Consider the following 26,036-nt stretch of genomic DNA (forward strand, 5'->3'; position numbering starts at 1 on the left):
CGGAAGACCGGCTTGAGCCCGGAGATGCCCTCCAGCGTGGTGCCCGCGCGCGGGCCGTCGTCCTTGGCCACCACGGTGCCGTCGGCGAGCGTGACCGGGGTGATGTCCTTGGCCCAGAAGCCGTCGGCGATCGCCTGCTCGGTGCGGTTCTGCGAGCGCACCGCGAACTCGTCCTGCTCGGCCCGGGAGATGCCCTTGTGCTGGGCCAGGTTCTCGGCGGTGAAGCCCATCCCGATGTACACGTCCGGGAGCAGGCCCTGCTCGCGCGGGTCGGCCCAGGTCGAGCCCTTCTCCACGGCCTCGGTGGTGCGGGTCGCGGCCCCGGCGAAGAGCGGGTTCCTGGTGTCCGGGATCGAGTCGCTGCTGCCCTTGCCCCGGGTGCTGGTGACCATCTCGACGCCGGCCGAGATGTACGCGTCGCCCTCGCCCGCGCGGATCGCGTGCATCGCCATCCGGGTGGTCTGCAGCGACGAGGAGCAGTAGCGGGTGATGGTGGTTCCGGGCAGGTGGTCGTAGCCGAGCATGACCGCGACGTTGCGACCCATGTTGAAGCCCTGCTCGCCACCGGGCAGGCCGCAGCCCAGCATCAGGTCGTCGATGTCCTTGGGGTCCAGCGCCGGGACCTTGTCCAGGGCGGCGCGGACCATGAGCGCGGTCAGGTCGTCCGACCGCAGGTCCTTCAGGGAACCCTTGAAGGCGCGACCGATGGGGGAGCGGGCGGTGGCGACGATGACTGCTTCGGGCATCGGGACTCCTTGGTGGTCTTCGCGGCCGTCGGTACGAGGACCCGGCAGGGACTCTCGTCGTCACGGAAGCGCAACTGACGCTTGAAGTTACTGCCTGGTAGCCAAAAGTGGGAGGGGCGGATCGTGCGACCTGCCCCACGCCATAACTGACGACCAGTCAGATTTCTTCGGTCAGATTACCCCGGGCATCCTCGAAGGGGGTCGGCGCAGTCGGTGCGATTTCGGAATCGCCCTCGGCGGCGGCCTCGGGCTCGGCCTCCGGGTCCACCGTCGCGGGGGTGGGGATCTGCCGGCGACGCCGATGCCGCAGCAGCGCCCACCGGCCGCGCGGGCCGCGTTCGCGACCGCCGACGTCGGTGCCGGTCACCTCGGTGCCGCCCTCGGCGGCGGCCTCGATCGCGGCCTGCGCGATCGGCAGCACACCCTCGCCGCGGAAGCTGTCCGGGCTCACCTCGTCCAGCGGCCACAGGTCCAACGCGGCGCACAACGAGGGCAACGAAGCCATCGCGGCGGTCGCGTAACCCTCCACCGAGGGATGGAAGCGGTCCGGGCCGAACATCACCTTGGGCCGGGCCAGGAACTCGGGACCCAGCAGCGAGCCGAGCGAGACGGTACGCCCGCCCGCCTCGACCACGGCGATGGTCTGCGCGGCGGCCAGATTGCGGCTCCACTGCCGGGCCAGATAGCGCAGCGGCTGCGCGATCGGCTCGATCGTGCCCAGGTCGGGACACGTGGCCACGACCACCTCGACGCCGGAGGCGATCAGCCGACGGGTGGCCTGTTCCAGGTGGCGCACCGACTCCGCCGGGCGCATCCGATGGGTGACGTCGTTCGCGCCGATCATGATCATCGCGACGTCGAGCTCGTGCCGGAGCGCGAGGGTGACCTGACGCTCCAGATCAGAGGACTGGGCGCCGGACAGCGCGACGTTGACCAGCCGTACCGGCACTTCGGCAACCGCCGCCAGGCCGGAGGCGAGCAATGCGCCGGGGGTCTGCATCGGGTTCTCGACGCCGAGACCGGCGGCGGTGGAGTCGCCGATCACCGCGAACGTGATCGGTTCGCCCGGGAGATCGCCGTACATCCCGTCGGCGGTCGGCGGTTCGCCGTCGGGTTCGCCCACGGTGCGGCGGGCCATCTTCGCCTCGGTGTACAGCACCGCGAACATCGCCCCGGTCAGCACGCCCACACCGCCACCGCCGAAGGCCGCCGCGGCGGCCACTCGGCGGGCCATGCGCGTACGCATCATCGTCGGACCCCGTGACCGGCCGTCGTGTACAAGACCTCGGGCTCCTCCCCGTCGCGCACTCCAAGCCGACCCTAACCGACCGTCAGGTGTGTGGACGGCCGGCAGGGGGCGCGGTGGGGCGCGCGGCGTGGGCGCGGGCCGTGTGCGCTGTGTCGCGTCCGGCGCGATGGCGGCGACTAGGCTGGGAGAAGTTAGCGCAATGTGAGGATTTTGGGCCATCCGGCCCCGGCTGATGCGCACTCATGGCGGAGGTTCCGTGCGGTACCACGAATCCATGCTCGACCTGATCGGGGACACCCCCCTCGTCAAGCTCAACTCCGTTACCTCGGGGCTGTCGGCGACGGTGCTGGCGAAGGTCGAGTACTTCAACCCCGGTGGTTCGGTCAAGGACCGGATCGCCGTGCGGATGATCGACGCGGCCGAACAGTCGGGCGCGCTGCGTCCCGGCGGCACGATCGTCGAACCCACCTCCGGCAACACCGGGGTCGGGCTGGCGATGGTCGCGCAGCGGCGCGGATACAAGTGCGTGTTCGTCTGCCCGGACAAGGTCAGCATGGACAAGATCAACGTCATGCGCGCCTACGGGGCCGAGGTGGTGGTCTGCCCGACGGCGGTCGACCCCGAGCACCCCGACTCCTACTACAACGTCTCGGACCGACTGGTGCGCGAGACGCCCGGCGCGTGGAAGCCCGACCAGTACTCCAACCCGCAGAACCCGGAGTCGCACTACCTCTCCACGGGTCCCGAACTGTGGGAACAGACCGACGGTCGGATCACCTGCTTCGTGGCCGGCGTCGGCACCGGCGGCACCATCTCGGGGACCGGGCGCTTCCTCAAGGAGGTCTCGAACGGCGGCGTGCGGGTGGTCGGCGCCGACCCGGAGGGCTCGGTGTACTCGGGCGGCTCCGGCCGGCCGTACCTGGTCGAGGGCGTCGGTGAGGACTTCTGGCCGACCGCGTACGACAGCGCGGTGCCGGACGAGATCATCGCGGTGTCCGACCGGGACTCGTTCCTGATGACGCGTCGGCTCGCCCGCGAGGAGGGCCTGCTGGTCGGCGGCTCGTGCGGGATGGCGGTGGTCGCGGCGCTGCGCGCGGCCGAGCGGCTCGGGCCGGACGACGTGGTCGTGGTGCTGCTGCCGGACTCCGGGCGCGGCTACCTCAGCAAGATCTTCAACGACGAGTGGATGGCCGACTACGGCTTCCTGGACGCGGACCCCAACGAGGCCACCGTGGCCGACATCCTGGCCCGCAAGCAGGGCGACCTGCCCGCGTTGGTGCACGTGCATCCGGAGGAAAGCGTCGGCGACTCGATCGCGATCCTGCGCGAGTTCGGGGTCAGCCAGATGCCGGTGGTCAAGCCGGGCGCCGGTCACCCGGACGTGATGGCCGCCGAGGTGGTCGGCTCGATCGCCGAGCGCGACCTGCTGGACGCGCTGGTGTCCGGCCGGGCCGCCACGGGCGACCCGCTGGAGAAGTTCATGTCGGCGCCGCTGCCGGTGGTCGGCTCCGGCGAGCCGATCGCGCGGCTCGCACGGGTGCTGGAGCAGGCCGACGCGGCGCTGGTGCTGGTGCACGGCAAGCCGCAGGGTGTGGTCACCCGGCAGGACCTGCTCGGCCACCTGGCGGGCTAGTCCCGCTCACGGCGCAGGCCGCCGTGTTTCGCCACCGGGGCGGCGACGTCATCGGATCGGTTCGCTCCGGACACGCACACGTAGTCGATGTGTAACACCGCCTCGACACCGTGGGGTTCGACGGGGAACGGACCACGAGGGGACCGCTCCGGTGGCGAGAGGCGGTAGGGACATGACGGCGATTTCGGTGCGGGGTCGGGCCCGGCTCACCACGGTGAGCGAGGTCGGCGCGGGCGAGTGGCCGTCGCACGTACGGTTGCGGCAGGCCCGTGCGGAGGACGCCGCGCAGGTGCGCGCGATGCACGAGCGCTGCTCCCCGGAGACCCGTCGATTGCGCTACTTCACGTCGGCGCCCCGGTTGCCGGAGAGCGCGCTGGGTCGGCTGCTGGTGCCGGAGCACGGGGTGAGTCTGGTGGCGGTCGCGCCCGACGGTTCGATCGGGGCGTTGGCCACCCTCTTCCACCCGGCGCACGAGCCGGTGGCCGAAGTGGCGTTGCTGGTCGAGGACGGGTGGCAGCGGCACGGGCTCGGTACCGCGCTGTTGTGCTCGCTGGTCGAGCACGCGGCCGTGCGTGGGGTGCGCGAGGTGCGCGCGCACGTGTTGCCGTGGAATCGGCGGATGCTCGCCCTGTTCGATCGGGCCGGGCTGGTCAGCCGGCGCGGCTACGAGGACGGTGTGGTGCTCGTGGCGGCCGACGTGCCGCCGGGGGTGCTCGCTTCGGACCGCTGCGCCTGACGCGATCGGCGAGCGGTGGGATTTCCGCCGCTTTGCCTGATTCGGGGCTTGGTGGGCCGGAGAAAATTGCCTCTCAGGCAAGTTAATTGCCTCATTGGTCAGCGCCTGCCTAGCCTCGAAGCATGGTCGCCACCCCAAGCTACGACATGGACGAGCCGGACCCGGCATCCGCCGAGGCGGTACCGACCGGCCTCGGTGAGCGGTTGCGCGCGGCCCGTCGGGCGAACGGCTTCAAGCTCGACGAGGCCGCGCGGCTGACCAGGCTCTCCGTCGCCTATCTCTCCCGGCTCGAACACGAGCGCCGACAGCCGTCGCTGCCCGCTTTGTTGACCCTGGCCCGGGCCTACAACACCACGGTCTCCGAACTGCTCGGCGAGGACAGCGCCTCGGCCGAGCCGGTGGTCCGGGCCCGCGCGGCCGAACCGGTCGAGGCGCACGGCTGGACCTATTGGCGCGTGGGCAGCCCGCGGCGCGGCATGCAGGCACTGCGGGTGCGGGTGCCGGCGGGGCGCGCGGACGGGCCGGCGCGGGTGCATCCGGGCGAGGAATGGCTGTACGTGCTCAGCGGCCAGCTCCGGTTGACCCTGGACGGGGCCACCCACCTGCTCGCGCCCGGCGATGTGGCGCACTTCGATTCCGGGCTCGCGCATCGGATGGAGTCGGCCGACGCGTATCTGTCGGTCGAGTTCCTGATGGTCCACGCGGCGCCCGCGTTGGTGGCGTTCTCGCCGTGTCTGCCGGCGCATGTGTGAGCGGCGCGCGTGGGTGCGTGGCGCGCGTGTCCGAGTACTTGACGATGTGCGACCGCTGTCCGAGCTCGATGACCGAGCGCGCCCATGTCCGAGGAGTTCGTGATGGAGAGTGAGAAGAGCCGGGCGGCCGGGATGTGGATCCGGATCGCGATCTACATCCTGGGATTCTCCGTGGTGTTCGGTGCGCTGATGTTCACCGCGGTGACCTACGGCCACCGCTGAGTGTGCGGCGCGTCCTCGCGCCGACGGCCGGGCGCGGGCCCGTAGGCTCGCGCTCATGGACAACGCGACTTCCTCCGACTCCACGACCCGCTACATCCGGCTCAACCTCGAAATCGTGCTTGAGGTCACCGACGCCGACGCGCTGCGTGCCGCGGCGCTGGACAGCGTCAAGGCGGACGAGGAGCTGTCGCCCGGCGACCGGGCCGACGCGACCGCCGCGATCGAGAGCGACCTGGCCGAGTCCGTCTCGTACCTGATCGACCCGTTCAGCCTCGTCGAGGACATCGCCGGTACCGAACTGAGCGAGGCCGGCTGGCAGTCCGAGGGTGCCGAGTACCTGCCCGAGGACGACGACGAGGACGACGAGGACGCCTGACGTCCCATCGACTCGGGGCCTCGCCGCCGCCCGGGCGCGGCCACGATGCCCGCAGACCGTACGCAGATCCGATCGTCCCCCCGCGCCCCGCGAAGCGTCCGCTCCGCGGGGCGCCGACCGTTGCGGTGGTGCGGTGGTGCGCCCGCGCCCGGCGCCGGCGTACGGCGGAGGCATTCGTCCACGTAGGGGTGAATCGGCGGCCAACCGGACGGCGGGGCGTTGCCCATCGTCGCGGCCTTCGTTGTCCCACGTGCCGCATCCGTTCGTGCGGCACTGTGACATGGAGGAAGTATGAACACGGTCAAGAAGGCGGCCTTCATCACCGTCGCCGCCGGCGGCATTCTCGCCGCGGGTATGGGTGCGGCCCACGCCGGCTCCGAGGCGGATGGTGCTGCGGTCGGCTCGCCGGGTGTCGCGTCGGGCAACAACATCCAGGTGCCGGTGCACGTTCCGGTCAACCTGTGTGGCAACAGTGTCAACCTGGTCGGCGTGCTGAACCCGGCGTTCGGGAACGTTTGCATCAACCACGGCTGAACATTCGCACCTTCGGTGGGCGCTGTACGGGGCAACCGGTCCCGGGACGGCGCCCTCTGGCTTTTGGGTTGGCCTCAAGCGCCGGCCGGGCTGTTTGGCCTCAAGCGCCGGCCGGGCTGGTTCGCCTCAAGTGCCGGCGGGGCTGGTTCGCCTCAAGCGCCGGTGGGGCTGGTTCGCCTCAAGCGCCGGCCGGGCTGGTTCGCCTCAAGTGCCGGCGGGGCTGGTTCGCCTCAAGCGCCGGCGGGGCTGATTGGCCTCAAGTGCCGGCGGGGCTGGTTCGCCTCAAGCGCCGGCGGGGCTGATTGGCCTCAAGCGCCGGCCGGGCTGGTTCGCCTCAAGCGCCGGCTGGGCTGATTGGCCTCAAGTGCCGGCCGGGCCGGTGGGGCCCGGCCGGTGGTGAGGGTGGGTTTGGGGTCAGGCGTGGGTGCCGCCGTCGATGCGGAGGGACGTGCCGGTGACGAATTTGCCGTCGTCGGAGGCCAGGGCGGCGATCATGCCGGCTATGACGTCGGGGGAGGCCATGCCTTCGCCGATGATGGGCATCAGTTTGGCGAAGAGTTCCCAGTCGGCGTCGTCGGGGACCTGGTTCGGGGTGTCGTCGACTATGCCGCTGGAGATGCTGCCGGGGGCGACGTTGACCGCGCGCAGGCCCTGACGGCTGTATTCGAGGGCGATCGCGTGGGTGAAGGCGTCGATCGCGCCTTTGCTGGCCGCGTACGCCGCCATGTAGGGATGGGCGAAGCTCGCCGAGGTCGAGCTGAAGTTGATGATCACGCCGTTTCCGGTTTCCAGGAGCGGGGGCAGTGCGGCGCGGGTCATCAGGAAGGTGCCCGTCAGGTTGACGGTGATGATCCGGTTCCACTTTTCGAGGGGGAACGTGTGGGTGTGTCCCGCGCGCAGGATCCCCGCCGCGTTCACCAGCACGTCCAGGCCGCCCAGGCGCTCGACGATCTCGGCTACTCCGGCGCCGACCGCGTCCTCGTCCGACACGTCCAGCACGCTCGTGCTCAGCCGGGCCTCCAGGCCCTTCTCCGCCGCCATCGCGCGGGTCTTCTCCAGCCCGTCGGCGTTGACGTCCGCCGCGTGTACCGTGCCCGCCTCGCTCAGCAGCCGCAGCACCGTGGCCTGGCCGATGCCCGAGCCGCCACCGGTGACGATGATGCGCCGATCCTGGAACCGCTCCACAGTGTTTCCTCCTTGGACGGGGTGTACGGGTCCCATCACAAGCTGTTCGTACAGCGGGATCAAGCCTCCTGAACGGTTGGCGGTACGTGAAATGAGACATGTTCCACCGCAGCCGTGCGGCCGATCGGATTAATTCGTCCGGATTGCGTGACGAACCGATCGGGAAGGGGTCAGACCTCATGTGAAGGGGAGCCCCCACCCCTCACGAAGCGGCGAAAGACGAGGTTCCAGTCATGGCAGACTCACCCGCCCGCACACCGGAGAAGACCCAGGCCCGCCCGGAGCGGTCACAGACCGGCTCCGGACACCTGACCGAGGTGACCGCGCTGGCCACGGATCGGGGTCGGACCTCGATCGCGGACGGGGTGGTGGCCAAGGTCGCCGGCTTGGCGGCGCGCGAGATCCCGGGGGTGTACGCGCTCGGCAGCGGCGTCTCGCGGGCGTTCGCCGCGATGCGCAAGGCGGTACCCGGCGGTCGTCCCGACGTCGCGCGCGGGGTCAGTGTGGAGGTCGGCGAGAAGCAGTGCGCGGTCGACCTGAGCCTGATCGTCGAGTACGGCGCGCCGATCGCCGAGGTCGCGGCGGCGGTGCGCGAGCACGTGATCGAGTCGATCGAGCGGATGACCGGCCTCGAAGTGGTCGAGGTGGACATCTCCGTGGACGACATCCACATCGAGCAGGACGACGACGACACGTCCTCGCGCAACCTGGCCTGAGTCCCGGGCGCGCGGCCCTTGGGCCGTGTCGCCCCGACGCACAGGGAAAGGGCGGGCCCGGATCGCACCGGGCCCGCCCTTTCCCCGTGTTCGCGTCGCGCGGTCAGCGCCGCCGGCCGCGCATGCCCAGCCCGACCGCGCCCACCACGATCGCCACGATCGAGGCCGCGAGCACCGACCACGCCATCGTGGTCAGCGAGTCGGTGAACACGGTGTAGATCGCCTCGATGCCGTCCCGGTTCAAGGTGTTCCGGGTGGCCAGCTCGTCCGCGACCGGACTGCTCGCGGCGGAGACCAGGATCAACAGCAGGCCGCTGGTGACCAACAGGCCGACGCCGGTCATCACCAGCGCGCGGAACCGGTTCACCGCGACCACCAGGCCGACCACCAGCAGTACCAGGGCCAGGATCGGCAGCCACTTGCCCGCGTCGTCCACGGCCTGGAGCGCGTCCCGGCTCTGCTCGGCCTCGGACGCGTGCGGCAGTTCGGCCAGGTCGATCGGGATGGTGGTCGGCAGACCAGCCTTCGACACCGGGATGCCGGACTTGTTGAGCTGCGCGACGATCGCGTCGAGCGGGCTCTTGAGGTTGACCACGACCTTGTCGCCGTCGGAGGTGACGTTCTTGCTGTCCCGGCCCAGCAGGGAGGACATCACGACGTCGTGCGCGGTGGCGATGCCGTCCTTCCAGATCGCCTTGAACGCGGGCTTGCCGATCTCCTCGGTCACCGCGGTTTGCACCACACCGCGCGGAACCTGGCTGCGCACGTTCGACGGGAGCTGCTTCATCACCTCGTCGGTCATCAGCCGGGCGACCTCGGTGCGGATCGCCGACTCGTCGATCAGCGCCACCGCGTTGTCGGTGAACCCCTGCTCGGAGACCACCTCCCAGCGCAGCCACAGCGCGGACAGCGCCGGGATCGTCAGCAGCACCGCCAGCACCAGGCTGAGCCCGGCGACGGTGCCGCGCAGCGCGCCGTACGCGGGCCGCGAGGGCTGCCGGGACGGCGGGCCGTGGGGGCCGCCACCGCCGCCGGGTCCACCGGGTTGGTACGGACCGCCCGGATCGTACGGCGGCGGTGGGGCGGGCGTGGCCGCGTAGGGCGGGGGCGGGGGCGGGTAGCCGCCACCCTGGCCCGGATACGAGCCCGGGGACGAGTGCATCGCGCTTCCTCCGTCGTCGTGGTCGGACCGCCGTGGAATCGGCCCGGCTTTCGAGAATCTCACCCACGCGCCGCTGCCACTGCCACCCGCCCGGTGTTGTGCCTGTTCGGTGACACGGGCGGGCGGCGGCACGGGAGTGTTCGACGACGCGGGAGCGTCCCGGTGCGACGGTCCGGGTCGGTACCGGCGATCCGCGCACCCGGGCATAACCTGCTCGGATGGACACTGTGGACAACGCGCCGCAAGCGGGCCGCCGGCGACCCCGGGTAGGCCATATCCAGTACCTCAACTGCCTGCCCATCTACTGGGGTCTGGCCCGTACGGGCTCGTTGGTGGACTTGGACCTCACCAAGGACACCCCGGACAACCTCAACGACGCCCTCGTGCGCGGCGACCTCGACATCGCTCCGATCAGCGTGGTCGAGTTCCTGCGCCACGCGGACGACCTGGTGGTGCTCCCGGACATCGCGGTGGCCGCCGACGGACCGGTGATGTCGGTCATGCTGGTCAGCCAGGTGCCGGTGGAGCAGTTGGACGGGGCGCGGGTCGCGCTCGGTTCGCAGAGCCGGACCGGGGTCCGGCTGGCCCGGCTGCTGCTGGAGGAGAAGTACGGCGTACGGCCGAAGTTCTTCACCTCGGCGCCCGACCTCGGCCTGATGATGCAGGAGGCGGACGCCGCGGTGGTGATCGGCGACGTCGCGCTGCGCGCGACGCTGTACGACGCGCCGCGACTGGGCCTGCTGGTCTACGACCTCGCGTACGAGTGGAAGGAATGGACCGGACTGCCGTTCGTGTTCGCGGTGTGGGCCGCCCGCCGGGAGTTCCTCGCCGCGCATCCGGCCGAGGTGCACGCGGTGCACCGCGCCTTCCTGGAGTCCCGCGACCTGTGCATGCAGGAGGTGGACAAGGTCTGCGAGCACGTGGCCCGGTGGGAGGCGTTCGACGCGGCCACCCTGGAGCGCTATTACACCGAGGCGCTGGACTACTCGCTCGGCGAGCGCCACCTGGCGGGGATGGCCGAGTTCGCCCGCCGAACCGCGCACGACACCGGGTATCCGGCCGATGTGCGGGTGACCCTGCTCGACGCCCCGCCGACGCCGTGAGCGGGCCGGATAGGCTCGTTCACGAGCTTTTGTTCCACTGGCATTCGTTCCACTCGTATTCGTTCCATGCGGAGGCTTCCCCGTGAGCAGCGATCTCCAGCCGGTCCTGGACCGGGCCGCCACCGGTGGGCGGATCACGCCCGACGAGGCACTCGCCCTGTACGTCCACGCGCCGCTGCACGCGCTCGGCCGGGCAGCCGACGCCGCGCGGCGCCTGCGCTACGCGGACACCGTCGACATCGCGACGTACATCATCGAGCGCAACATCAACTACACGAACGTGTGCGTCACCGCGTGCAAGTTCTGCGCGTTCTACGCCCCGCCCAAGAGCGAGAAGGGCTGGGTCCGCGAGATCGACGACATCCTGCGCCGGTGCGCGGAGACGGTCGAACTCGGCGGCACCCAGATCATGTTCCAGGGCGGGCACCACCCGGACTTCGGCGTCGAGTACTACGAGCGCTCGTTCGCCGCGATCAAGGCCGAGTTCCCGCAACTGGTGATCCACTCGCTCGGCGCGTCCGAGGTCGCGCACATGGCCAAGGTCTCCGGGGTGGGCATCGAGGAGGCCATCACCCGGATCCACGCCGCGGGCCTGGACTCGTTCGCGGGCGCCGGCGCGGAACTGCTCCCGGAGCGACCGCGCAAGGCGATCGCGCCGCTCAAGGAGTCCGGCGAGCGCTGGCTGGAGATCATGGAGACCGCGCACGGTCTGGGCGTGGAGTCGACCTCGACGATGCTGATGGGCACCGGCGAGACCAACGCCGAGCGGATCGAGCACCTGCGGATGATCCGCGACGTGCAGGACCGCACAGGCGGCTTCCGGGCCTTCATCCCGTACACCTACCAGCCGGAGAACAACCACCTGAAGGGGCAGACGCAGGCCACCCTGCTCGAATACCTGCGCCTGATCGCGGTCGCCCGGCTGTTCCTGCACAACGTCGCGCACATCCAGGGCTCGTGGTTGACCACGGGCAAGGAGGCCGGCCAGCTCACCCTGCACTACGGCGCGGACGATCTGGGCTCGGTGATGCTGGAGGAGAACGTGGTCTCCTCCGCCGGCGCCAAGCACCGCTCCAACCGGATGGAGCTGCTGCACCTGATCCGCGCCGCCGGCCGGATCCCCGCCCAGCGCGACACCACCTACAACCACCTGATCGTGCACGACGACCCGGCGAACGACCCGGTCGACGACAAGGTCGTCTCGCACTTCTCCTCCACCGCCCTCGACGGCGGCACCGCCCGCCCCCTGCTCAAGGTCGTCGACGCGCGCTGAAAGCGGCTTGCGATGATGGGCGCATGTCGTTGACCTTGCATGTCGCGCCCGTTGTCCTGTCGATGGTCGACGCGGAGCCCATCCGCGACGGGGCCGTGCTCGTGGAGGACGGCCGGATCGTCGCGGTGGGCTCACGGGGGGAGTTGGCGTCGGCGGGGGCGCGCGAGCGGGTCTGGCGGGGGGTGCTCACGCCGGGGCTGGTGAACGCGCACGCGCATCTGCAGTACACCGACTTCGGGGATCTGGCGTTGTCCGGGCTGGCGTTTCCGGAGTGGATTCGCACGCTGACCGCGCGGCGGGCCGACTTCTCCGAGGTGATGTGGCAGGAGAGCGCGCGGCGCGGGGTGCATCACATGCTGCGGTCGGGGACGACGGCGGCGGCGGACGTGGTCACCGATCCCTGTGTGTTGGTGCCGGTGGGGCGGTCGGGGCTGCGCGGGATCAGCTACGTCGAGGTGATCGCGGACGACGCGATGTGGACGGGCGGGCGGCGCGCGGCCTTCCTGGAGACGTTGGACGGGGCGAGTGGCGGGCGCGCGTTGGGGGTCTCGCCGCACACGCCGTTCACGGTCGGTACGTCGGTGTTCAAGGAGTGTGTGGCGATCGCGCGCGAGCGCGGTCTGCGACTGCACCCGCACCTGGCGGAGACCGCGCACGAGGCGGAGTTCATCCGACACGGCACCGGCCGGTTCGCGGACATGAACCGGGCGATCGGGATGGCCCTGGAGCTGCTCGACGGCGGCAGCGGCGCCGGCCCGGCGGCCTACCTCGACGGGTTCGCCGGCCTGGGCGCGGACGTACACGTCGCGCACGGGGTGCACCTGGCCGGCGAGGATCGTGCGCTGCTGCGCGCACAGGGCACCGCCGTCGCGCTGTGCGTGCGCTCCAACGCGATCCTGGCGGCGGGTGAGCCGCCGGTCGCCGACTACCTGGCCGAGGGTGCGCCGATCGCGCTGGGCACCGACTCGCTCGCCTCCTCGCCGTCCCTGGACCTGTGGGAAGAAGCGGCGGCGGTCCGGGAACTGGCGGTCCGTCAGGGATATCGCGCGGACGACCTGGACCGGCGCCTGGTCGAGGCGGTCACGATCGGCGGTGCGACGGCGATGGGTGGGCTGGCCGGCGCGGGCACGCTGCGCCCGGGCGGACTCGCCGACCTCGCGGTGTTCGACGTGCCGACGGAGGGTGATCCGTACGCCGCGCTGGTCACGCACGGGACGGGGTCGTGTGTGGCCACGGTGCTCGGCGGGCGGCTGGTGCATCGGCGCTGAGCGGGCCGGGCGGACGTTCGGTCGGCGGAGGTCGCACGATCGTTTCGGCATGGTCGCGCATACGCCCACGGACCCGGGGCAGGCGCTCGGTCAGAACGACACGGTATTCGCAAAGGCCACTTACCGACCCGGGCCCTGTCCGTCCGGGATGAGGAGGCACATCATGTCCGTCGGTACCCGCATTCGTTCCATCGTTCGCGCCGTCACCCCGAGCCGCAGGGGTCGACGCACCGGCGGCGGCCGTGGCGTCGGCATCGGCGCCCGGATCGGCCGCGTCGGTGGCGGCGTCGGGGCGAACCGGCGCGGCGTCGGCGGTGGCGTCGGCCGTCGGTGACGCAGACGCAGGACACGATCGATTCCGGGCGGGTCGCGTATCGCACGCGGCCCGCCCGGTGCGTTGTCCGCCCCACGGCACAAGGGCCCGGTCCGGCGCGAGATGATGGCCGGGTGACTCGAGCATCCCTGGACAAGCAACCGCGTGAAGTCGCGTCGATGTTCGACGCGGTCGCGGCGCGCTACGACCTGACCAACACCGTGTTGTCCATGGGCCAGGACCGGTCCTGGCGCAAGGCCGTGGCCCGGGCCGTGGACGCCCGGCCGGGCGAGCGCGTGCTCGACCTCGCGGCCGGCACCGGTACCTCTTCGCTGCCCTTCCGGGACGCGGGCGCGGACGTGGTGCCGTGCGACTTCTCGGTGGGCATGCTGCGCGAGGGCAAGCGCAAGCACCCCGAACTACCCTTCACCGCGGGCGACGCGACCAGGCTCCCGTTCAAGGACGCCACGTTCGACGCGGTGACCATCTCGTTCGGCCTGCGCAACGTCGAGGACACCCAGGGCGCGCTGCGCGAGATGTTGCGGGTGACCCGGCCGGGCGGCCGACTGGTGGTCTGCGAGTTCAGCCGGCCCACGTGGCGTCCGTTCGAGACGGTGTACGTGGAGTACCTGATGCGCGCGCTGCCGCCGGTGGCCACCGCGGTCAGCAGCAACCCGGACGCGTACGTGTACCTGGCCGAGTCGATCCGCGCGTGGCCCGACCAGGCCGGCCTCGCGGCGCTGATCGGCGGGGCCGGGTGGGTGAACCCGGCCTGGCGCAACCTCACCGGCGGTGTGGTCGCGCTGCATCGGGGCTTCCGGCCGTCCGCGTGACCCACGGGTCGGTCCCGCGCCCGCGCGGGTGAGCGCGGGCCGGCGTGGCATCCCGCGGGGTGGACCACAGGCCGGTCCCGTGCCCGGCGAGTGGCCACAGGCCGGCCCGCCGCCCGCTCCTCATAGACTTGTCCGGCCGGAACCGTCCCGGTTTCGGTACTGCCGCAGAGACTTCCAGGGGAGTCGTCCGTGACCGACGCAGCGCCCGTCACAACCACCAAGCGCGCCGACTCGACGCATGAGGCCGACGTCATCGTGGTCGGGGCCGGTCCGGCCGGATCGACCACGGCGTACCACCTGGCCAAGTCCGGCGTCAGCGTGATCCTGCTGGAGAAGACCGAGTTCCCCCGGGAGAAGGTCTGCGGCGACGGGCTCACCCCGCGCGCGACCAAGCAGCTCATCGCGATGGGTGTGGACACCTCGGTCGAGGCCGGTTGGCTGCCGAACAAGGGTCTGCGGATCCTCGGCGGCGGCATGCGCCTGGAACTGGACTGGCCGGATCTGGCCAGCTATCCCGCGCACGGTCTGGTCCGCAAGCGGGCCGACTTCGACGAGATCCTGGCCCGCCAGGCGGCGTCCGCCGGCGCCAAGCTGTACGAGCGCGCGAACGTCACCGGCCCGATCCTGGACGATCGCACCGGCCGCATCGTGGGCGTCAACGTGCGGATGAACGGCTCGAAGGAGGAGACCGTCTTCCGCGCGCCGATCGTGGTCGCCGCCGACGGCAACTCGACCCGGCTCTCCCTCGCGATGGGCCTGCACCGCCGCGAGGACCGACCGATGGGTGTCGCGGTGCGCACCTACTTCAAGTCCCCGCGCAGCGACGACGACTACCTCGAATCGTGGTTGGAGCTGTGGGACCGCCGCGACGGTCAGGAGAAGCTGCTGCCCGGCTACGGCTGGGTGTTCGGCATGGGTGACGGCACCTCGAACGTGGGCCTGGGCCTGCTGAACACCTCGGCCGCGTTCAAGGACATCGACTACCGCGACCTGCTCAAGGGCTGGGTCTCGGGCATGCCCGAGGAGTGGGGCTACTCCGACGAGAACCAGGAGGGCCCGATCCGCGGTGCCGCCCTCCCGATGGGCTTCAACCGTCAACCGCACTACACCAAGGGCCTGTTGCTGGTCGGCGACGCGGGCGGGATGGTCAACCCGTTCAACGGCGAGGGCATCGCCTACGCGATGGAGTCGGGCGAGATCGCGGCCCAGGTGATCACCCAGGCGGTGGCCAGGCTCACCCCCGAGGGACGCGAGCGCGCGCTGCACGACTACCCGCGCATCCTCAAGCAGACCTACGGCGGCTACTACACGCTGGGTCGGGTGTTCGTGAAGCTGATCGGCGACCCGAGGGTGATGAACTTCGCCACCAAGCACGGTCTGCCGCACCCGATGCTGATGAAGTTCGTGCTCAAGATGCTGGCCAACCTGACCGACCCGCGCGGCGGCGACGCGATGGACCGGATCATCAACGGCATGGTGCGGATCGCGCCCGCGGCGTGAGGCGTGTGGTGCGGGCGTGCCGCGCGGGTGGTCCGCGCGCAGCCCGTGTGTGATGCGCGTAGTGCGTGCGTAGTGGTGGTGTGCTTGGCTCGGCGGCGCACCATCACTACGACTCCGGAGGACTGCTCCCATGCAAGACGCCCGCGACATGCGCGACTTCATCGCCGGACTGCCCAAGTGCGAGCTGCATCTGCACATCGAGGGCACGCTGGAGCCCGAGCTGAAGTTCACGCTGGCCGAGCGCAACGGGATCGAGCTGCCGTACTCCTCGGTCGAGGAGATGCGCGCCTCGTATCGGTTCGACAGCCTCGCGTCGTTCCTCACCGTGTACTACGAGGGCATGCGGGTCCTGGTGCACGAGCCGGACTTCTACGACCTCGCGATGGCGTACCTGCGCAAGGCCGCCGCGCAGAACGTGCGGTACGTGGAGATGTTCTTCGACCCGCAGGCGCACACCGGTCGCGGGGTGCCGTTCGACGTGGTGGTGCGCGGGCTGACCCGGGCGATCGGTGACGCCCGGCGCGAGCTGGGCATCCGGGCCCAGTTGATCATGTGCTTCCTGCGCGACTTCCAGGCCGAGTACGCGATGGCCACCCTGGTGCAGTCGCTGGCGTACCGGGAGTGGATCGTGGGGATCGGGCTCGACTCGGACGAGCGCGGCAATCCGCCGGCCAAGTTCGCCGCCGTGTACGCGCGGGCGCGGGCCGAGGGCTACCGGTTGACCATGCACTGCGACGTCGACCAGGAGAACAGCGTCGAGCACATCCGCCAGGCGATCGAGGACATCGGCGTGGACCGGATCGACCACGGCTCGAACGCGCTGGAGGACGCGAAGCTGGTCGCGGCGATCAAGGAGCGCGGGCTCGGGCTGACCGTGTGCCCGGTCTCGAACTCCTTCGTGGTGGACGGCATCAAGGGCGCGGAGATCCGCCGGATGCTGGACGAGGGCATCCTGGTCACGATCAACTCGGACGACCCCGCCTACATGGACGCGTACGTCCTGGAGAACCTCGAGCGCACCCAGGCCGACCTGGGGCTGAGCCGGGCCGAGGTGGCGCGGTTCGAGTACAACGCGTTCGCGATCTCGTGGTTGCCGGAGGATGTGCGGGACGGGTACGTGGCGGAGTTGGACGCGTATCTGGCGAACACCGCGAGCTGAGCCGCGACATGGGTCGAACTCCCGTGTACGCACGGGAGTTCGACTGTCGGACCGTGCGGGCTAGGGGAGCGGCGCGACCCAGGTGCCCAGGTCCGCGACGTTCTTGAAGTCGAGGCTCTCGACGCGCACGGCGCCCGCGACCGGTCCGGAACGTCCCGGAACAACATTCTCCGCACTACTGTGCATTGCGTGGTACCGTGCAACGCACAAGAGCTGGAGGCGTCATGGATCCGAGTCAGTTGCTCAAGGGAGTGCTGGACCTGGCGGTACTCGCCGTGCTGCGCGAGGAGGACGGCTACGGCTACGACGTACTGCGCAGACTGCGCAAGGCCGGTCTCGACGACGTCGGCGACGCCTCGGTCTACGGCACGCTGCGTCGGCTGTACAACGCCGGACTCCTCACGTCCTATGTGGTGGCGAGCGACGAAGGCCCGAACCGCAAGTACTACGCGCTGAACGAGCCGGGCCGGCTGCGGTTCCGGGAGTCCACCGACACGTGGAACTCGTTCGCCCGGACGATGTCGGAACTGGTGGGGGAGACCCGATGAAGGACACCGCACTGCACCCCGTCGCGGCGGACTACCGCCTCGAGGTCGCCCGCATTCTGGCCGACCTGCCGGTCGCCGAGGCGGAGGAGATCCTGGACGACGTCGAGGTGAACCTGAGCGAGGTGCTCGCCGAACTCGACGAAGTGGTCACCTCCGAGTCGCTGCGCGCCCGACTGGGCACCCCGCACGAGTACGCGGCCGAACTGCGGGCGGCAGCCGGATATCCGCCGCTGACGCCGACCGGAACGAGGCCCCTGTCCCGCATCGGCAAGGTCGAACTCCTGTGCCTGGGACTGTTCCTGGCGCTCGGCGCGGCGTTCGTGACCGGCATCGGGATCGGTGCCGCCGAGGGCGGGCAGGAGCGGTGGTGGATCTTTCCGTGCCTGCTCGGCCTGGCTGTCGAGGCGCTGAACGCGTTGTGGCTGCGTGGTCGCGCGCCGGGACTGCCCGAGATCGCCGCGCTGTCGATCACCGAACGTGCGAGGACTCTCGGGGATTCCTTGCGCACGGGCCGCTGGGCGGAACCCGTACGGTTTCTGATCGGTCTGCAAAGCGCGTGGTGGGTCACCCGGGCGCTGATCGTGGTCGTGCTCGTGCGGGTCCTCGCGGGCGGTGTGTGGTGGCCGGTGGCCGCCGGTGTCCTGGCCCTGGCCGGGTCGTTGTGGTTGGGGCCGCGTGCGGCACACGACCGTCGGCTGTTGTGGGCGGCGGTGCCGATCAACGCGCTCGTGATCGGAGCGGGGATCGGGATGCTCGCCGCGGGACAGTTGACACCGGAGAGCACGACCGAGTACGTGAACAACGCCCCGCCACGGTCGAACTACTACTCGGCCGTGGACGGTCACCCGCTGGACGGCAGCGCCCTGCTGACCACGGAGAGCGGGGGACCGCTGAAGAACATCTATCCCTTCGACGCCCAGGGGCGTCCGCTCAAGGACGTCCTGCTCTTCGACCACAACGGCAAGCAACTCGGCATCGTCGGCGACCAGTACGAACGCTACTGCGGGCCCACGAACCAGTCCGTGGTGCCCAACCGGGAGAGCCTGCCGTTCCCGCAGCCTCGGGTCGTCGGCGACTCGGCGACAGGAAAGTGCCGCGTCGAGGAGGGCACCGCGCCCTTCACGATCGCGATCCCGGTCCGACCGGGCGGGCAGCCCGCGGCGAACCCGATGCCGGGCGCGGCACCGCAGTCCGGTGCGCAGGTTCCGCAGGGCGGTGGGCAACCGCCGCAGACCGTCCCGTCGGCGCCTCCCTCGGCCGGTGCGTCGGGCGCGGTGAACCCGGCGAACCCGCCGGTGAGCCCCACGAGCCCGACCACCCCGCCCGTTTCGCCGAACTCGGCTCCGCCCGCCTCGCAGGCGGGTCCGAAGACCGGGGAGTCGGCGACCGCTCCCGCGGAGAGCGGGAGTTGAGACTCGGGACCCGGGCCCCGACTCGGGTCCCGGGACCGGCGGTCGGGACCGGCGGTCGGGACCGCCGGTCCCGGGCGGCCGATCGTGATACGGGCCGGGTGAGGTATGGGCCGGCAGCCGGTACACCGGGCCCAGCCGGCGTCCTCGGCTCGGCGCCGCGCGGGGCGGATCGACGCCGGGCGCAACCGCGTCCGGTCGATGTCCAGTGCGCGGCAGGAGGGCGGCAAGGGTGTTCAACGGACGTCGAGTGAGCGTTGAACGCGGCGTGGGACAACGGCCGGACGACTTCAGCCCCGGCCGCCGCTCGGCCGCTCGTGACGCATCAGTAAGGTCTCTTATCCATGCTGACGTTTCGTGTTCTGGGAGCGCTCGAAGCGTGGGACGGTGACCGGCCGGCCGACCTGCGCGGCCCGCGCCATCGGGCCGTTCTCGCTCGGCTCGTCCTGGCACGGGGGCACGTCGTACCGGTCGACCGGTTGATCGAGGACCTGTGGCACGGCGAGTCGCCGCATCGCGCGCTCGGCTCCGTACAGACCTTCGTGTCGCACCTGCGCCGTGCGCTGGAACCCGACCGCGCGCCGCGTACGCCCTCGACCGTATTGGTGACCGCGCCGCCCGGATACGCGTTCCGGGTCGGCACGGACGAGGTCGACGCGTGGCGCTTCGAGGCCCTGGTGCACCGGGCCGGCGGCCTGTTGGCGGCCGGTACCGCCGAGGAGGCGCTGCGTGAGTTGACCGCGGCGCTGGACCTGTGGCGTGGGCCCGCGTACGCGCAGTTCGCCGACGAGCCGTGGGCCCGGCCCGAGGCGGCGCGGCTGGAGGAACTGCGGTTGGTCGCGGTCGAGCGCCGGGCCGAGGCGGGGCTCGCGATCGGGCAGGCGTCCGGGATCGTGCCGGGGTTGGAGGCGCACGCGGCGGCCCACCCACTACGCGAGGAGAGTTGGCGATTGCTCGCGCTGGCGATGTACCGATGCGCGCGTCAGGGCGACGCGTTGGCCGTGCTGCGCCGGGTACGCACCGCGCTGCGCGAGGAGTTGGGCGTCGAGCCGGGGGCGCGGTTGCAGCGACTGGAGGCGGACATCCTGGCGCACGCCGCCGAGTTGGACGCCCCGGCAGCGGTGTCGACCCCGGCCGGAACGGCGACCGGGACCGCCGCGCCGCGTGAGGTTCCGGGCCTGGCGCAGGCTGCCGACGAGGCGACGGAGGACGGATTCGTGCCGCGGACGACCACCCTGATCGGCCGGGCGGTGGAGACCGCGACCCTGCTGGCCGCGGCGAAGCGGGCCGACGGGCGGCTCTCGGTCGCCCTGGTCAGCGGCGATCCGGGCGAGGGCAAGACCGCGTTGACCGAGCACGTACGGGAGTTGCTGGCCGCCGAGGGCTGGCGGGCCGCCTGGGGGCGCTGCCCCGAGTCCGGCGGTGCACCGGCCGGGTGGCCGTGGACCCAGATGTTGCGCACGCTCGCCGCGGTGAGTCCGCCGGACGAGGAGACCGCGCGGGTGCTCGCACCCTTGCTGGCCGACTCGTTCGTCCCGGTCGGCGATCAGGCCGCGGCGAAGTTGATGCTGCATCAGGCGGTGGTGGGCTACCTGGCCCGGGCCACCGCCGAGACGCCGTGGCTGCTGGTGCTGGACGACGTGCACCGCGCGGACGAGGAGACCTTGGCGCTGTTGTGCCACCTGGCCACCGACCGGGACGCGGCCGGGCGGGTGTTGCTCGTGGTCACCTACCGGCACAACGAGGTCGGAGACCTGCTCGCCGACGCGCTCGCCCGGCTGGCACGATGCGGCCCGGAACGCGTCGAACTCACCGGCCTGGCCCCGGAGGCGGTCGCCGACCTGGTGCGCGGCGCGGTTTCGGCGGCGATCGACGAGGACACCGTACGGGCGATCGTGGACCGTACGGCGGGCAACCCGTTCTACGTCCTGGAGACCGCCCGGGTGCTCGCGGCCGAGGGCGCGCACGCGGCGGTGTCCGAGGTCCCGGTCGGGGTGCGGGACGTGATCCGGCGGCATGTCGCGGGGCTGCCGAAGGCCGCCCAGGAGGTGCTCAAGCAGGCTTGTGTGCTCGGCCGGGACATCGACGTGGACGTGCTGTTGGCGCAGGGCAACGCGGACGAGGACACCGTGCTGGACGCGGTCGAGTCGGCGCTGCTGACCGGGCTGCTCGTCGAGCCGGACGCGGGCCAACTGCGGTTCACCCACGCGCTGGTGCGGGACACGCTGTACGAGGACCTGTCCCAGCTTCGCCGGGCCCGGATGCACGCGCGCACGGCCGAGGCGATCGAGGCCGTGCGGCCTCGGGACGTGGCCGCGCTGGCGCATCACTACCTGGCCTCGGCGTCGCGGGCGACGGCGGCGAAGGCCACCCACTTCGCGCGCTTGGCGGCGCTCGACGCGGAGATCCACTTCGCGTATCGCGAGGCCGCGCAGTTGTGGCGGGGCGCGCTGACGGCCTTCGAGCGGTCGGGGGCCGCGGACGACGCGGCCCGCAAGGAGATGGAGGCGGGAGTCGAGCGCTCGCTTGCCCAGTCGGGGGACCACAGCCAGGGATAGGGGCGTGGCGGCCTCTCGGGGTCGACGGCTTCGGATCGACCGCTTCGGGCCGAGCGCTTCGTCCGACCGGCCCGGCCGGACGGGACGGCCTGCTCCGAGGGGTCGGAACGGCCTTCTCGGTGCGCGTCGTTCCTGCCGGCGGAGCTCTTCCGGGAGCCTTGCCCACGCCGCGACGCACCCCGCGTCCGCGCCGTGCCGGTGCGGTGCGGAGTGCGTCGCGGTCGAGGCTAGGCCGGGATGTGCGGGGCGATGATGGCGGCGTAGTTGGCTTCGCCTCGGCGGTTGGGGTGCAGCGGGGCCGCGAGGTCGGTGGGGACGTAGCCCTCGACCCACTTGGCCGAGGGGGCCTGGCAGGCGTCGTGCCCGGTGCTCGGTCCGGCCACGTCCACGTAGGTGGCGCCGTGGCCCGCGGCTTGGGCGGCGATGGCCGTGTTGAGCCGGTTCACGCTGCCCTGGAGGTAGTCCGCGTCGACGCCGAGGACCGGCTGGTACGGCCAGCAGCCGCCGGGCTTGATGTACAGGCCGTATCCGGTGACCACGATCCTTGCCTGGGGCGCGCGTTGGTGGATCCCGGCGAGCACCGCGCCGAGCTTGGGCGCGAACGCGTCGATGCGCTGCGCGATCTGGTCGACGCCGCCGGCCGTCCACTTGTCCTTGCACGGGGTCGCGAACGGGTTGAGCGTCGCGCAGCCCTGCGCCACGCCGACCAGGCCGACGTCGTTGCCGCCGATGGTGAGGGTGACCAGCGTGGTGTCCGCACTCAGCGCGTCGAACTGCGGCGGTGCCTCGCCCATGTCGATGCCGCCGAGGGACAGGTGTTGCGGCGAGGTCATGTCGTTGCTGTCCGCACCGCTACAGGTCACGTCGCGCAGCTCGGCGACGTTCAGGCGCGCGGCGAGCACGTGTGCGTAGTTGTTGGTGGACCGACCGCACGCGAGCGGCCCGGTGATGTCCGGGATCAGCGGACCCGAGGCCATCGAGTCGCCGAGCGCGACGTAGACCTGACGATCCGCCGCACCCGCCGGCCCGGTCGCGGCGACCAGACCGGCCAGTGCCAGTGCGCTCGCCGCGATCGCCGCCGCCGTCCCGCGCCCGAACCGGCGCAGCCGGCCGGGTGGATTCCGTGGACTGTTGTGCAGCCGACTCCTCATGCGTGCCGCAGAGTTCATGACGACTCCCGCCGGTCGTGGAATGTCCCACGCGTCATCATGCAGACTCGGACACAGCGGCTTAACTGGTGAGTAACACAGACTTTCCGGGAGGTCCCTGTGACACGTGACAACCCGCCGCGTGACCGGGCGCCCACCACCCGCGAGCGCCCGCCCGTCGAACGACCGCGGCGCGGCCCGCTGCGCATCGGCGGGCGGCCCGTGGCGGCCCGACTGCGGGCCGGTGCGCCGCGGTTGACCAGGGAGGTGCTGGACCGGCTGCCCGCCGAGCTGCCCGCGTACGCGGCGCTGCCGGCCGAGGAACTGGCCGGGGACATCGCCGAGATCGTGCAGCACACCGTGCGCCTGTTCGCCGATGTCGTGGAGGGCCGGCTCGCGGCCTGCGACGCCGATCTCGCGCCACAGCGCGCCTCGGCGGCCCAACGGGCGGAGGAGGGCGTACCGCTCGACGCGATTCTGACCGCCTATCAGATCGGCGTGGAGATGTGCTGGCGGGAGATCACCGGTCAGGCCCGCCCGGATGAACTCGCTGACGTCCTGGCCCTGTTCGCCGACCTGCTCGGGCTCCAGCGGGCCATCGTCACGGCGGTCAGCTCGGCCTATCTGGAGGCGTGCCGACTGGCGGCCGGCCCGGAACAGAGCGGCCGGCACGAGCTGTTCGCGGCGTTGTTGGCGGGCGAATCGGCGGACGCGGTCGCCGGGCGGACGGGGATGCGCCCGGCGGCCCGGTACCTGGTGCTGACACTGGCCCTGGCCGCGCACCCGGACGAGGCCAGGCCCGGTCCGTGCGCGGTCATCGCCGCGCGGCGCAAGCTGCGCCGGATCCGGCGGGCCCTGGACGCATTCACCGGCGCGCCCGCGCTGGCCGCGCTCGACCCGCGCGGCGGGACGGTGCTGCTGCCGGTGGACACCGCGCCGGGCTGGCCCGAGGTACGCGCCCTGATCGCACACGCGGCGCACGCGGCCGACACCGCGATCACCGCGTCGGCCGCGCTCACCGAGCCGACCGGGATCCCGGACGCGGTGGACCGCAACGCCGAGGTGCTGCGCCTGGTCCGCGGCAGTGGCCGCGGCCCCGGCCTGTACCTGCTCGCCGACGTGCTGCTGGACTACCAACTCAGCCGCCCGAGCGCGGCGTTGCCCGGTCTGGCCGGCCTGCTCGCGCCGCTCGACCGCAGGCCCGAACTGCTGCTGACGCTGGAGACCTACCTGGCCCACAGCCGCGACCGCCGAGCCACCGCCGCGACGCTGCACCTGCACCCGAACACCGTGGACTACCGCATCCGCCGGGTGACCGGGCTCACCGGGTTGTCCCCGGGCCGTGCCGACGACCTGCATCGCCTGAACGCGGCGCTGGTGGCCCGGCGCACTCTGCGCACGGACGGAGTGGGCGGGGGACTCGGGGGTGCCTGAAGCGAGCGCGTTTCGTGCTGTGCGGACGGGTCGGCGGTGAAGAGCCGGTTCGCCCCTTCGGGTCGGTGCCGAAGAGCCGGTTCAGCACCGTCGGGTCAGCGGCGAAGGGCCGGGTACAGCACCGTCGGGTCAGCGGCGAAGGGCCGGGTACAGCACTTCCGGGTCGGCGGACAGGGCAGCCTTGGCGTCGCGGCTGTAGTGGTCGACGAGGACCTCGTACAGCTCGGCCTCGACCGCGTCGAAGGTCTGCGCGGCGACGTCGGCCGGGGCGATCTTGGGCAGCTGTACGCCCGCCGCCATGTCGGTGTCGATGAAGCCCGCGTGCACGCCGACCACCAGGGTGCCCTGGGCGGCGAGTTCGAGGCGCAACGCGTTGGTCAGCGACCAGGCGGCGGCCTTGGAGGCGCTGTACGAGCCGACTCGGGGGATGGTCATGAAGGACAGCACGGAGAGCATGTTGACCAGCGCGCCGCCGCCGTTGCGGGCCAGGACGGGGGCGAACGCGCGGCTCAGCGAGAGGGTGTCGAAGTAGTTGGTCTCGATCTCCGCGCGTGCCGGGTCCAGGCTCTCCGCGGTCAGGAACGAGGCGGCGCGGGAGACGCCCGCGTTGTTGACGAGCAGGTCCACGTCGTCGAGTCGGCGGGCGACCTCGGCCACCTGGTCGGGATCGGTGATGTCCAGCTCGATCGGCACGACCCCGGGGTCGGTGACGGTGCCCGGGTCGCGGGCGCCGGCGTATACGGTGCGCGCGCCGCGTTCGACCAGTGCGCGGGTGAAGGCGCGGCCGAGGCCGCGGTTGGCCCCGGTGACGAGGGCTACCGAACCTGCGATCTTCATGCGGGTGCTTCTTTCGGGATCGGGAGAGTGGAACCGCGGTACGGGGCGACGGGTTGCCTGCCGGGTCGCCGGGTCGCCGGGTCGCCGGGTCGCCGGGTCGCCGGGTCGTGGGCCGTCGGTCGAGGCGGGCGGACGAGTGGATCAGGTGAGGCGCTCGATGATGGTGACGTTGGCCATGCCGCCGCCTTCGCACATGGTCTGCAGGCCGTAGCGGCCGTTGCTGCGTTCGAGTTCGTTGAGCAGCGTGGCCAGCAGTTTGGTGCCGCTCGCGCCCAGCGGGTGGCCGAGCGCGATCGCACCGCCGTTGACGTTGACCCGCTCCGGGTCCGCGCCGGTCGCGCGCTGCCAGGCGAGGACCACGGACGCGAACGCCTCGTTGATCTCGACCCGGTCGATGTCGTCCAGGGACAGGCCGGTGCGTTCCAGCGCCCGGGCGGTCGCCGGGATCGGTCCGGTCAACATCATCACCGGGTCGTCGCCGAGCACGGTGAGGTGATGGATCCGGGCGCGCGGGCGCAATCCGTGTACCCGCAGGGCGCGTTCGGAGACCACGAGGGCGGCCGAGGCGCCGTCGGAGATCTGGCTCGCGAGCGCCGCGGTGATCCGGCCGTCGGGGCGCAGGGTGGGCAGCGAGCGGATCTTGGCCAGGTCCGGCTCGCGCGGGCCCTCGTCCCGGGTGACCTCGCCGAACGGCACGATCTCGTTGGCGAAGCGACCCTCGCGCTGGGCGCGCAGCGCGCGTTCGTGCGAGGTGATCGCGAACGTCTCCATCTCCTCCCGGGTCAGACCCCAGCGCTCGGCGATCAGTTCGGCCGCGCGGAACTGGGTGATCTCCTGGTCGCCGAACCGGTCCCGCCAGCCCTGCGCGCCGTCGTACGGGGTCTCAAAGCCGAACTCCCGTCCGGCGCGCAGCGACGCGGAGATCGGCACGGCGCTCATGTTCTGTACGCCGCCGGCGACCACGACGTCGGCGGTGCCGCTGAGTACGGCCTGCGCGGCGAAGTGCACGGCCTGCTGGGAGGAGCCGCACTGGCGGTCGATGGTGGTGCCCGGGACGCTCGTCGGGAGACCGGCGGACAGCCAGGAGGTGCGGGCGACGTTGCCGGCCTGCGGGCCGATCACGTCGAGGCAGCCGAAGATCACGTCGTCCACGGCGGCGGGATCGAGGCCGGTGCCGTCGATCAGGCCGCGCAGGACGTGCGCGCCGAGGTCGGCGGGGTGAACCTTGGCGAGGCCCCCGTTGCGCCTGCCGACCGGGGTTCGGATGGCGTCGACGATGTACGCCTCGTTGCTCATGAGCGGCCGCCTTTCGACAGGGGCGTGCGATCGGGCCCAGCGGCGT

25 protein-coding genes are annotated in these 26,036 nt (G+C 71.6%); 17 read left to right on the forward strand and 8 right to left on the reverse strand.

Annotated elements, in window-relative coordinates:
• Together ACIRL2_RS44575 and ACIRL2_RS44580 are read right to left on the reverse strand one after the other, a co-directional pair.
• Positions 1 to 746: beta-ketoacyl synthase N-terminal-like domain-containing protein (locus ACIRL2_RS44575; protein WP_402240406.1), on the reverse strand; the 746-nt coding region annotated here is incomplete at its 3' end.
• Positions 747 to 903: 157 nt separating this feature from the next.
• Entirely contained in the window at positions 904 to 1,995 is a 1,092-nt protein-coding gene (locus ACIRL2_RS44580; RefSeq protein WP_395864134.1) for an SGNH/GDSL hydrolase family protein, read from the reverse strand.
• Positions 1,996 to 2,251: 256 nt separating this feature from the next.
• Here ACIRL2_RS44580 and ACIRL2_RS44585 point away from each other — a divergent pair, with 256 nt between their 5' ends.
• The 6 genes from ACIRL2_RS44585 to ACIRL2_RS44610 all read left to right on the forward strand — a co-directional run bounded on the left by ACIRL2_RS44585 (position 2,252) and on the right by ACIRL2_RS44610 (position 6,248).
• Positions 2,252 to 3,628 carry a cystathionine beta-synthase gene (locus ACIRL2_RS44585; RefSeq protein WP_395864132.1) on the forward strand — a complete coding sequence of 459 codons (1,377 nt, stop codon included), beginning with the start codon at positions 2,252 to 2,254 and terminating at the stop codon, positions 3,626 to 3,628.
• A 172-nt stretch (positions 3,629 to 3,800) separates the two neighbouring features.
• Positions 3,801 to 4,364, forward strand: a complete 564-nt coding sequence (locus ACIRL2_RS44590; protein WP_402240409.1) for a GNAT family N-acetyltransferase — start codon at positions 3,801 to 3,803, stop codon at positions 4,362 to 4,364.
• A 122-nt stretch (positions 4,365 to 4,486) separates the two neighbouring features.
• Entirely contained in the window at positions 4,487 to 5,116 is a 630-nt protein-coding gene (locus ACIRL2_RS44595) for a helix-turn-helix domain-containing protein (RefSeq protein WP_395864128.1), read from the forward strand.
• 84 nt (positions 5,117 to 5,200) lie between these two features.
• Complete coding sequence (locus ACIRL2_RS44600; RefSeq protein WP_395864126.1) at positions 5,201 to 5,338, forward strand: hypothetical protein; 138 nt, start codon at positions 5,201 to 5,203, stop codon at positions 5,336 to 5,338.
• Between the two features lie 55 nt (positions 5,339 to 5,393).
• Positions 5,394 to 5,714 (forward strand): hypothetical protein, encoded by a 321-nt coding sequence (locus tag ACIRL2_RS44605; protein WP_395864124.1) that lies wholly within the window; start codon positions 5,394 to 5,396, stop codon positions 5,712 to 5,714.
• Positions 5,715 to 6,005: 291 nt separating this feature from the next.
• Entirely contained in the window at positions 6,006 to 6,248 is a 243-nt protein-coding gene (locus tag ACIRL2_RS44610) for a chaplin (protein ID WP_395864122.1), read from the forward strand.
• A gap of 414 nt (positions 6,249 to 6,662) precedes the next feature.
• Here the strand turns inward: ACIRL2_RS44610 and ACIRL2_RS44615 are convergent, their stop codons facing one another.
• A complete protein-coding gene (locus ACIRL2_RS44615; RefSeq protein ID WP_402240412.1) occupies positions 6,663 to 7,433 on the reverse strand; it encodes an SDR family NAD(P)-dependent oxidoreductase in 771 nt (256 codons plus the stop codon).
• A 233-nt stretch (positions 7,434 to 7,666) separates the two neighbouring features.
• Between ACIRL2_RS44615 and ACIRL2_RS44620 the strand changes: the two genes are divergently transcribed.
• Positions 7,667 to 8,149 carry an Asp23/Gls24 family envelope stress response protein gene (locus ACIRL2_RS44620; protein ID WP_395864119.1) on the forward strand — a complete coding sequence of 161 codons (483 nt, stop codon included), beginning with the start codon at positions 7,667 to 7,669 and terminating at the stop codon, positions 8,147 to 8,149.
• A 103-nt stretch (positions 8,150 to 8,252) separates the two neighbouring features.
• Here ACIRL2_RS44620 and ACIRL2_RS44625 read toward each other — a convergent pair whose 3' ends face one another.
• Positions 8,253 to 9,311: a hypothetical protein gene (locus tag ACIRL2_RS44625; RefSeq protein ID WP_395864117.1), complete on the reverse strand. Its 1,059-nt coding sequence runs from the start codon at positions 9,309 to 9,311 to the stop codon at positions 8,253 to 8,255.
• Positions 9,312 to 9,529: 218 nt separating this feature from the next.
• Here ACIRL2_RS44625 and ACIRL2_RS44630 point away from each other — a divergent pair, with 218 nt between their 5' ends.
• From ACIRL2_RS44630 to add, 6 genes are all read left to right on the forward strand, one after another.
• Positions 9,530 to 10,414, forward strand: a complete 885-nt coding sequence (locus ACIRL2_RS44630; protein ID WP_395864115.1) for a menaquinone biosynthetic enzyme MqnA/MqnD family protein — start codon at positions 9,530 to 9,532, stop codon at positions 10,412 to 10,414.
• Positions 10,415 to 10,496: 82 nt separating this feature from the next.
• Positions 10,497 to 11,687, forward strand: coding sequence for a cyclic dehypoxanthinyl futalosine synthase (gene mqnC / locus ACIRL2_RS44635; RefSeq protein ID WP_395864113.1), 1,191 nt, complete (start codon positions 10,497 to 10,499; stop codon positions 11,685 to 11,687).
• Between the two features lie 23 nt (positions 11,688 to 11,710).
• The gene (locus tag ACIRL2_RS44640) at positions 11,711 to 12,955 is read left to right on the forward strand and encodes an amidohydrolase family protein (protein ID WP_395864111.1); all 1,245 of its coding nucleotides are present in this window, start codon (positions 11,711 to 11,713) and stop codon (positions 12,953 to 12,955) included.
• Between the two features lie 447 nt (positions 12,956 to 13,402).
• Positions 13,403 to 14,101, forward strand: coding sequence for a demethylmenaquinone methyltransferase (locus tag ACIRL2_RS44645; RefSeq protein ID WP_395864109.1), 699 nt, complete (start codon positions 13,403 to 13,405; stop codon positions 14,099 to 14,101).
• Between the two features lie 159 nt (positions 14,102 to 14,260).
• Positions 14,261 to 15,601, forward strand: a complete 1,341-nt coding sequence (locus ACIRL2_RS44650; RefSeq protein WP_395864709.1) for a geranylgeranyl reductase family protein — start codon at positions 14,261 to 14,263, stop codon at positions 15,599 to 15,601.
• 130 nt (positions 15,602 to 15,731) lie between these two features.
• Entirely contained in the window at positions 15,732 to 16,760 is a 1,029-nt protein-coding gene (gene add / locus ACIRL2_RS44655; RefSeq protein WP_395864107.1) for an adenosine deaminase, read from the forward strand.
• A 60-nt stretch (positions 16,761 to 16,820) separates the two neighbouring features.
• Here the strand turns inward: add and ACIRL2_RS44660 are convergent, their stop codons facing one another.
• The gene (locus ACIRL2_RS44660; protein ID WP_395864105.1) at positions 16,821 to 16,946 is read right to left on the reverse strand and encodes a hypothetical protein; all 126 of its coding nucleotides are present in this window, start codon (positions 16,944 to 16,946) and stop codon (positions 16,821 to 16,823) included.
• 38 nt (positions 16,947 to 16,984) lie between these two features.
• On the opposite strand from ACIRL2_RS44660, the gene ACIRL2_RS44665 reads away from it, so the two are divergent.
• From ACIRL2_RS44665 to ACIRL2_RS44675, 3 genes are all read left to right on the forward strand, one after another.
• Positions 16,985 to 17,308 carry a PadR family transcriptional regulator gene (locus ACIRL2_RS44665; protein ID WP_161357719.1) on the forward strand — a complete coding sequence of 108 codons (324 nt, stop codon included), beginning with the start codon at positions 16,985 to 16,987 and terminating at the stop codon, positions 17,306 to 17,308.
• The gene (locus tag ACIRL2_RS44670) at positions 17,305 to 18,720 is read left to right on the forward strand and encodes a hypothetical protein (RefSeq protein ID WP_402240417.1); all 1,416 of its coding nucleotides are present in this window, start codon (positions 17,305 to 17,307) and stop codon (positions 18,718 to 18,720) included. The genes ACIRL2_RS44665 and ACIRL2_RS44670 overlap by 4 nt, the downstream gene beginning before the upstream one ends.
• Positions 18,721 to 19,061: 341 nt before the next feature.
• Positions 19,062 to 21,275 (forward strand): BTAD domain-containing putative transcriptional regulator, encoded by a 2,214-nt coding sequence (locus tag ACIRL2_RS44675; protein ID WP_395864101.1) that lies wholly within the window; start codon positions 19,062 to 19,064, stop codon positions 21,273 to 21,275.
• 227 nt (positions 21,276 to 21,502) lie between these two features.
• Here ACIRL2_RS44675 and ACIRL2_RS44680 read toward each other — a convergent pair whose 3' ends face one another.
• The gene (locus ACIRL2_RS44680) at positions 21,503 to 22,444 is read right to left on the reverse strand and encodes an SGNH/GDSL hydrolase family protein (protein ID WP_395864099.1); all 942 of its coding nucleotides are present in this window, start codon (positions 22,442 to 22,444) and stop codon (positions 21,503 to 21,505) included.
• Between the two features lie 180 nt (positions 22,445 to 22,624).
• On the opposite strand from ACIRL2_RS44680, the gene ACIRL2_RS44685 reads away from it, so the two are divergent.
• A complete protein-coding gene (locus tag ACIRL2_RS44685) occupies positions 22,625 to 23,857 on the forward strand; it encodes a helix-turn-helix domain-containing protein (RefSeq protein ID WP_402240481.1) in 1,233 nt (410 codons plus the stop codon).
• A gap of 129 nt (positions 23,858 to 23,986) precedes the next feature.
• Here the strand turns inward: ACIRL2_RS44685 and ACIRL2_RS44690 are convergent, their stop codons facing one another.
• Positions 23,987 to 24,694, reverse strand: a complete 708-nt coding sequence (locus tag ACIRL2_RS44690; protein WP_402240421.1) for an SDR family oxidoreductase — start codon at positions 24,692 to 24,694, stop codon at positions 23,987 to 23,989.
• Between the two features lie 141 nt (positions 24,695 to 24,835).
• Positions 24,836 to 25,990 (reverse strand): acetyl-CoA C-acetyltransferase, encoded by a 1,155-nt coding sequence (locus ACIRL2_RS44695; RefSeq protein WP_402240422.1) that lies wholly within the window; start codon positions 25,988 to 25,990, stop codon positions 24,836 to 24,838.
• Positions 25,991 to 26,036 lie beyond the last annotated feature (46 nt).

It is taken from the genome of Embleya sp. NPDC127516, assembly GCF_044765325.1.
GTDB lineage: Bacteria > Actinomycetota > Actinomycetes > Streptomycetales > Streptomycetaceae > Embleya.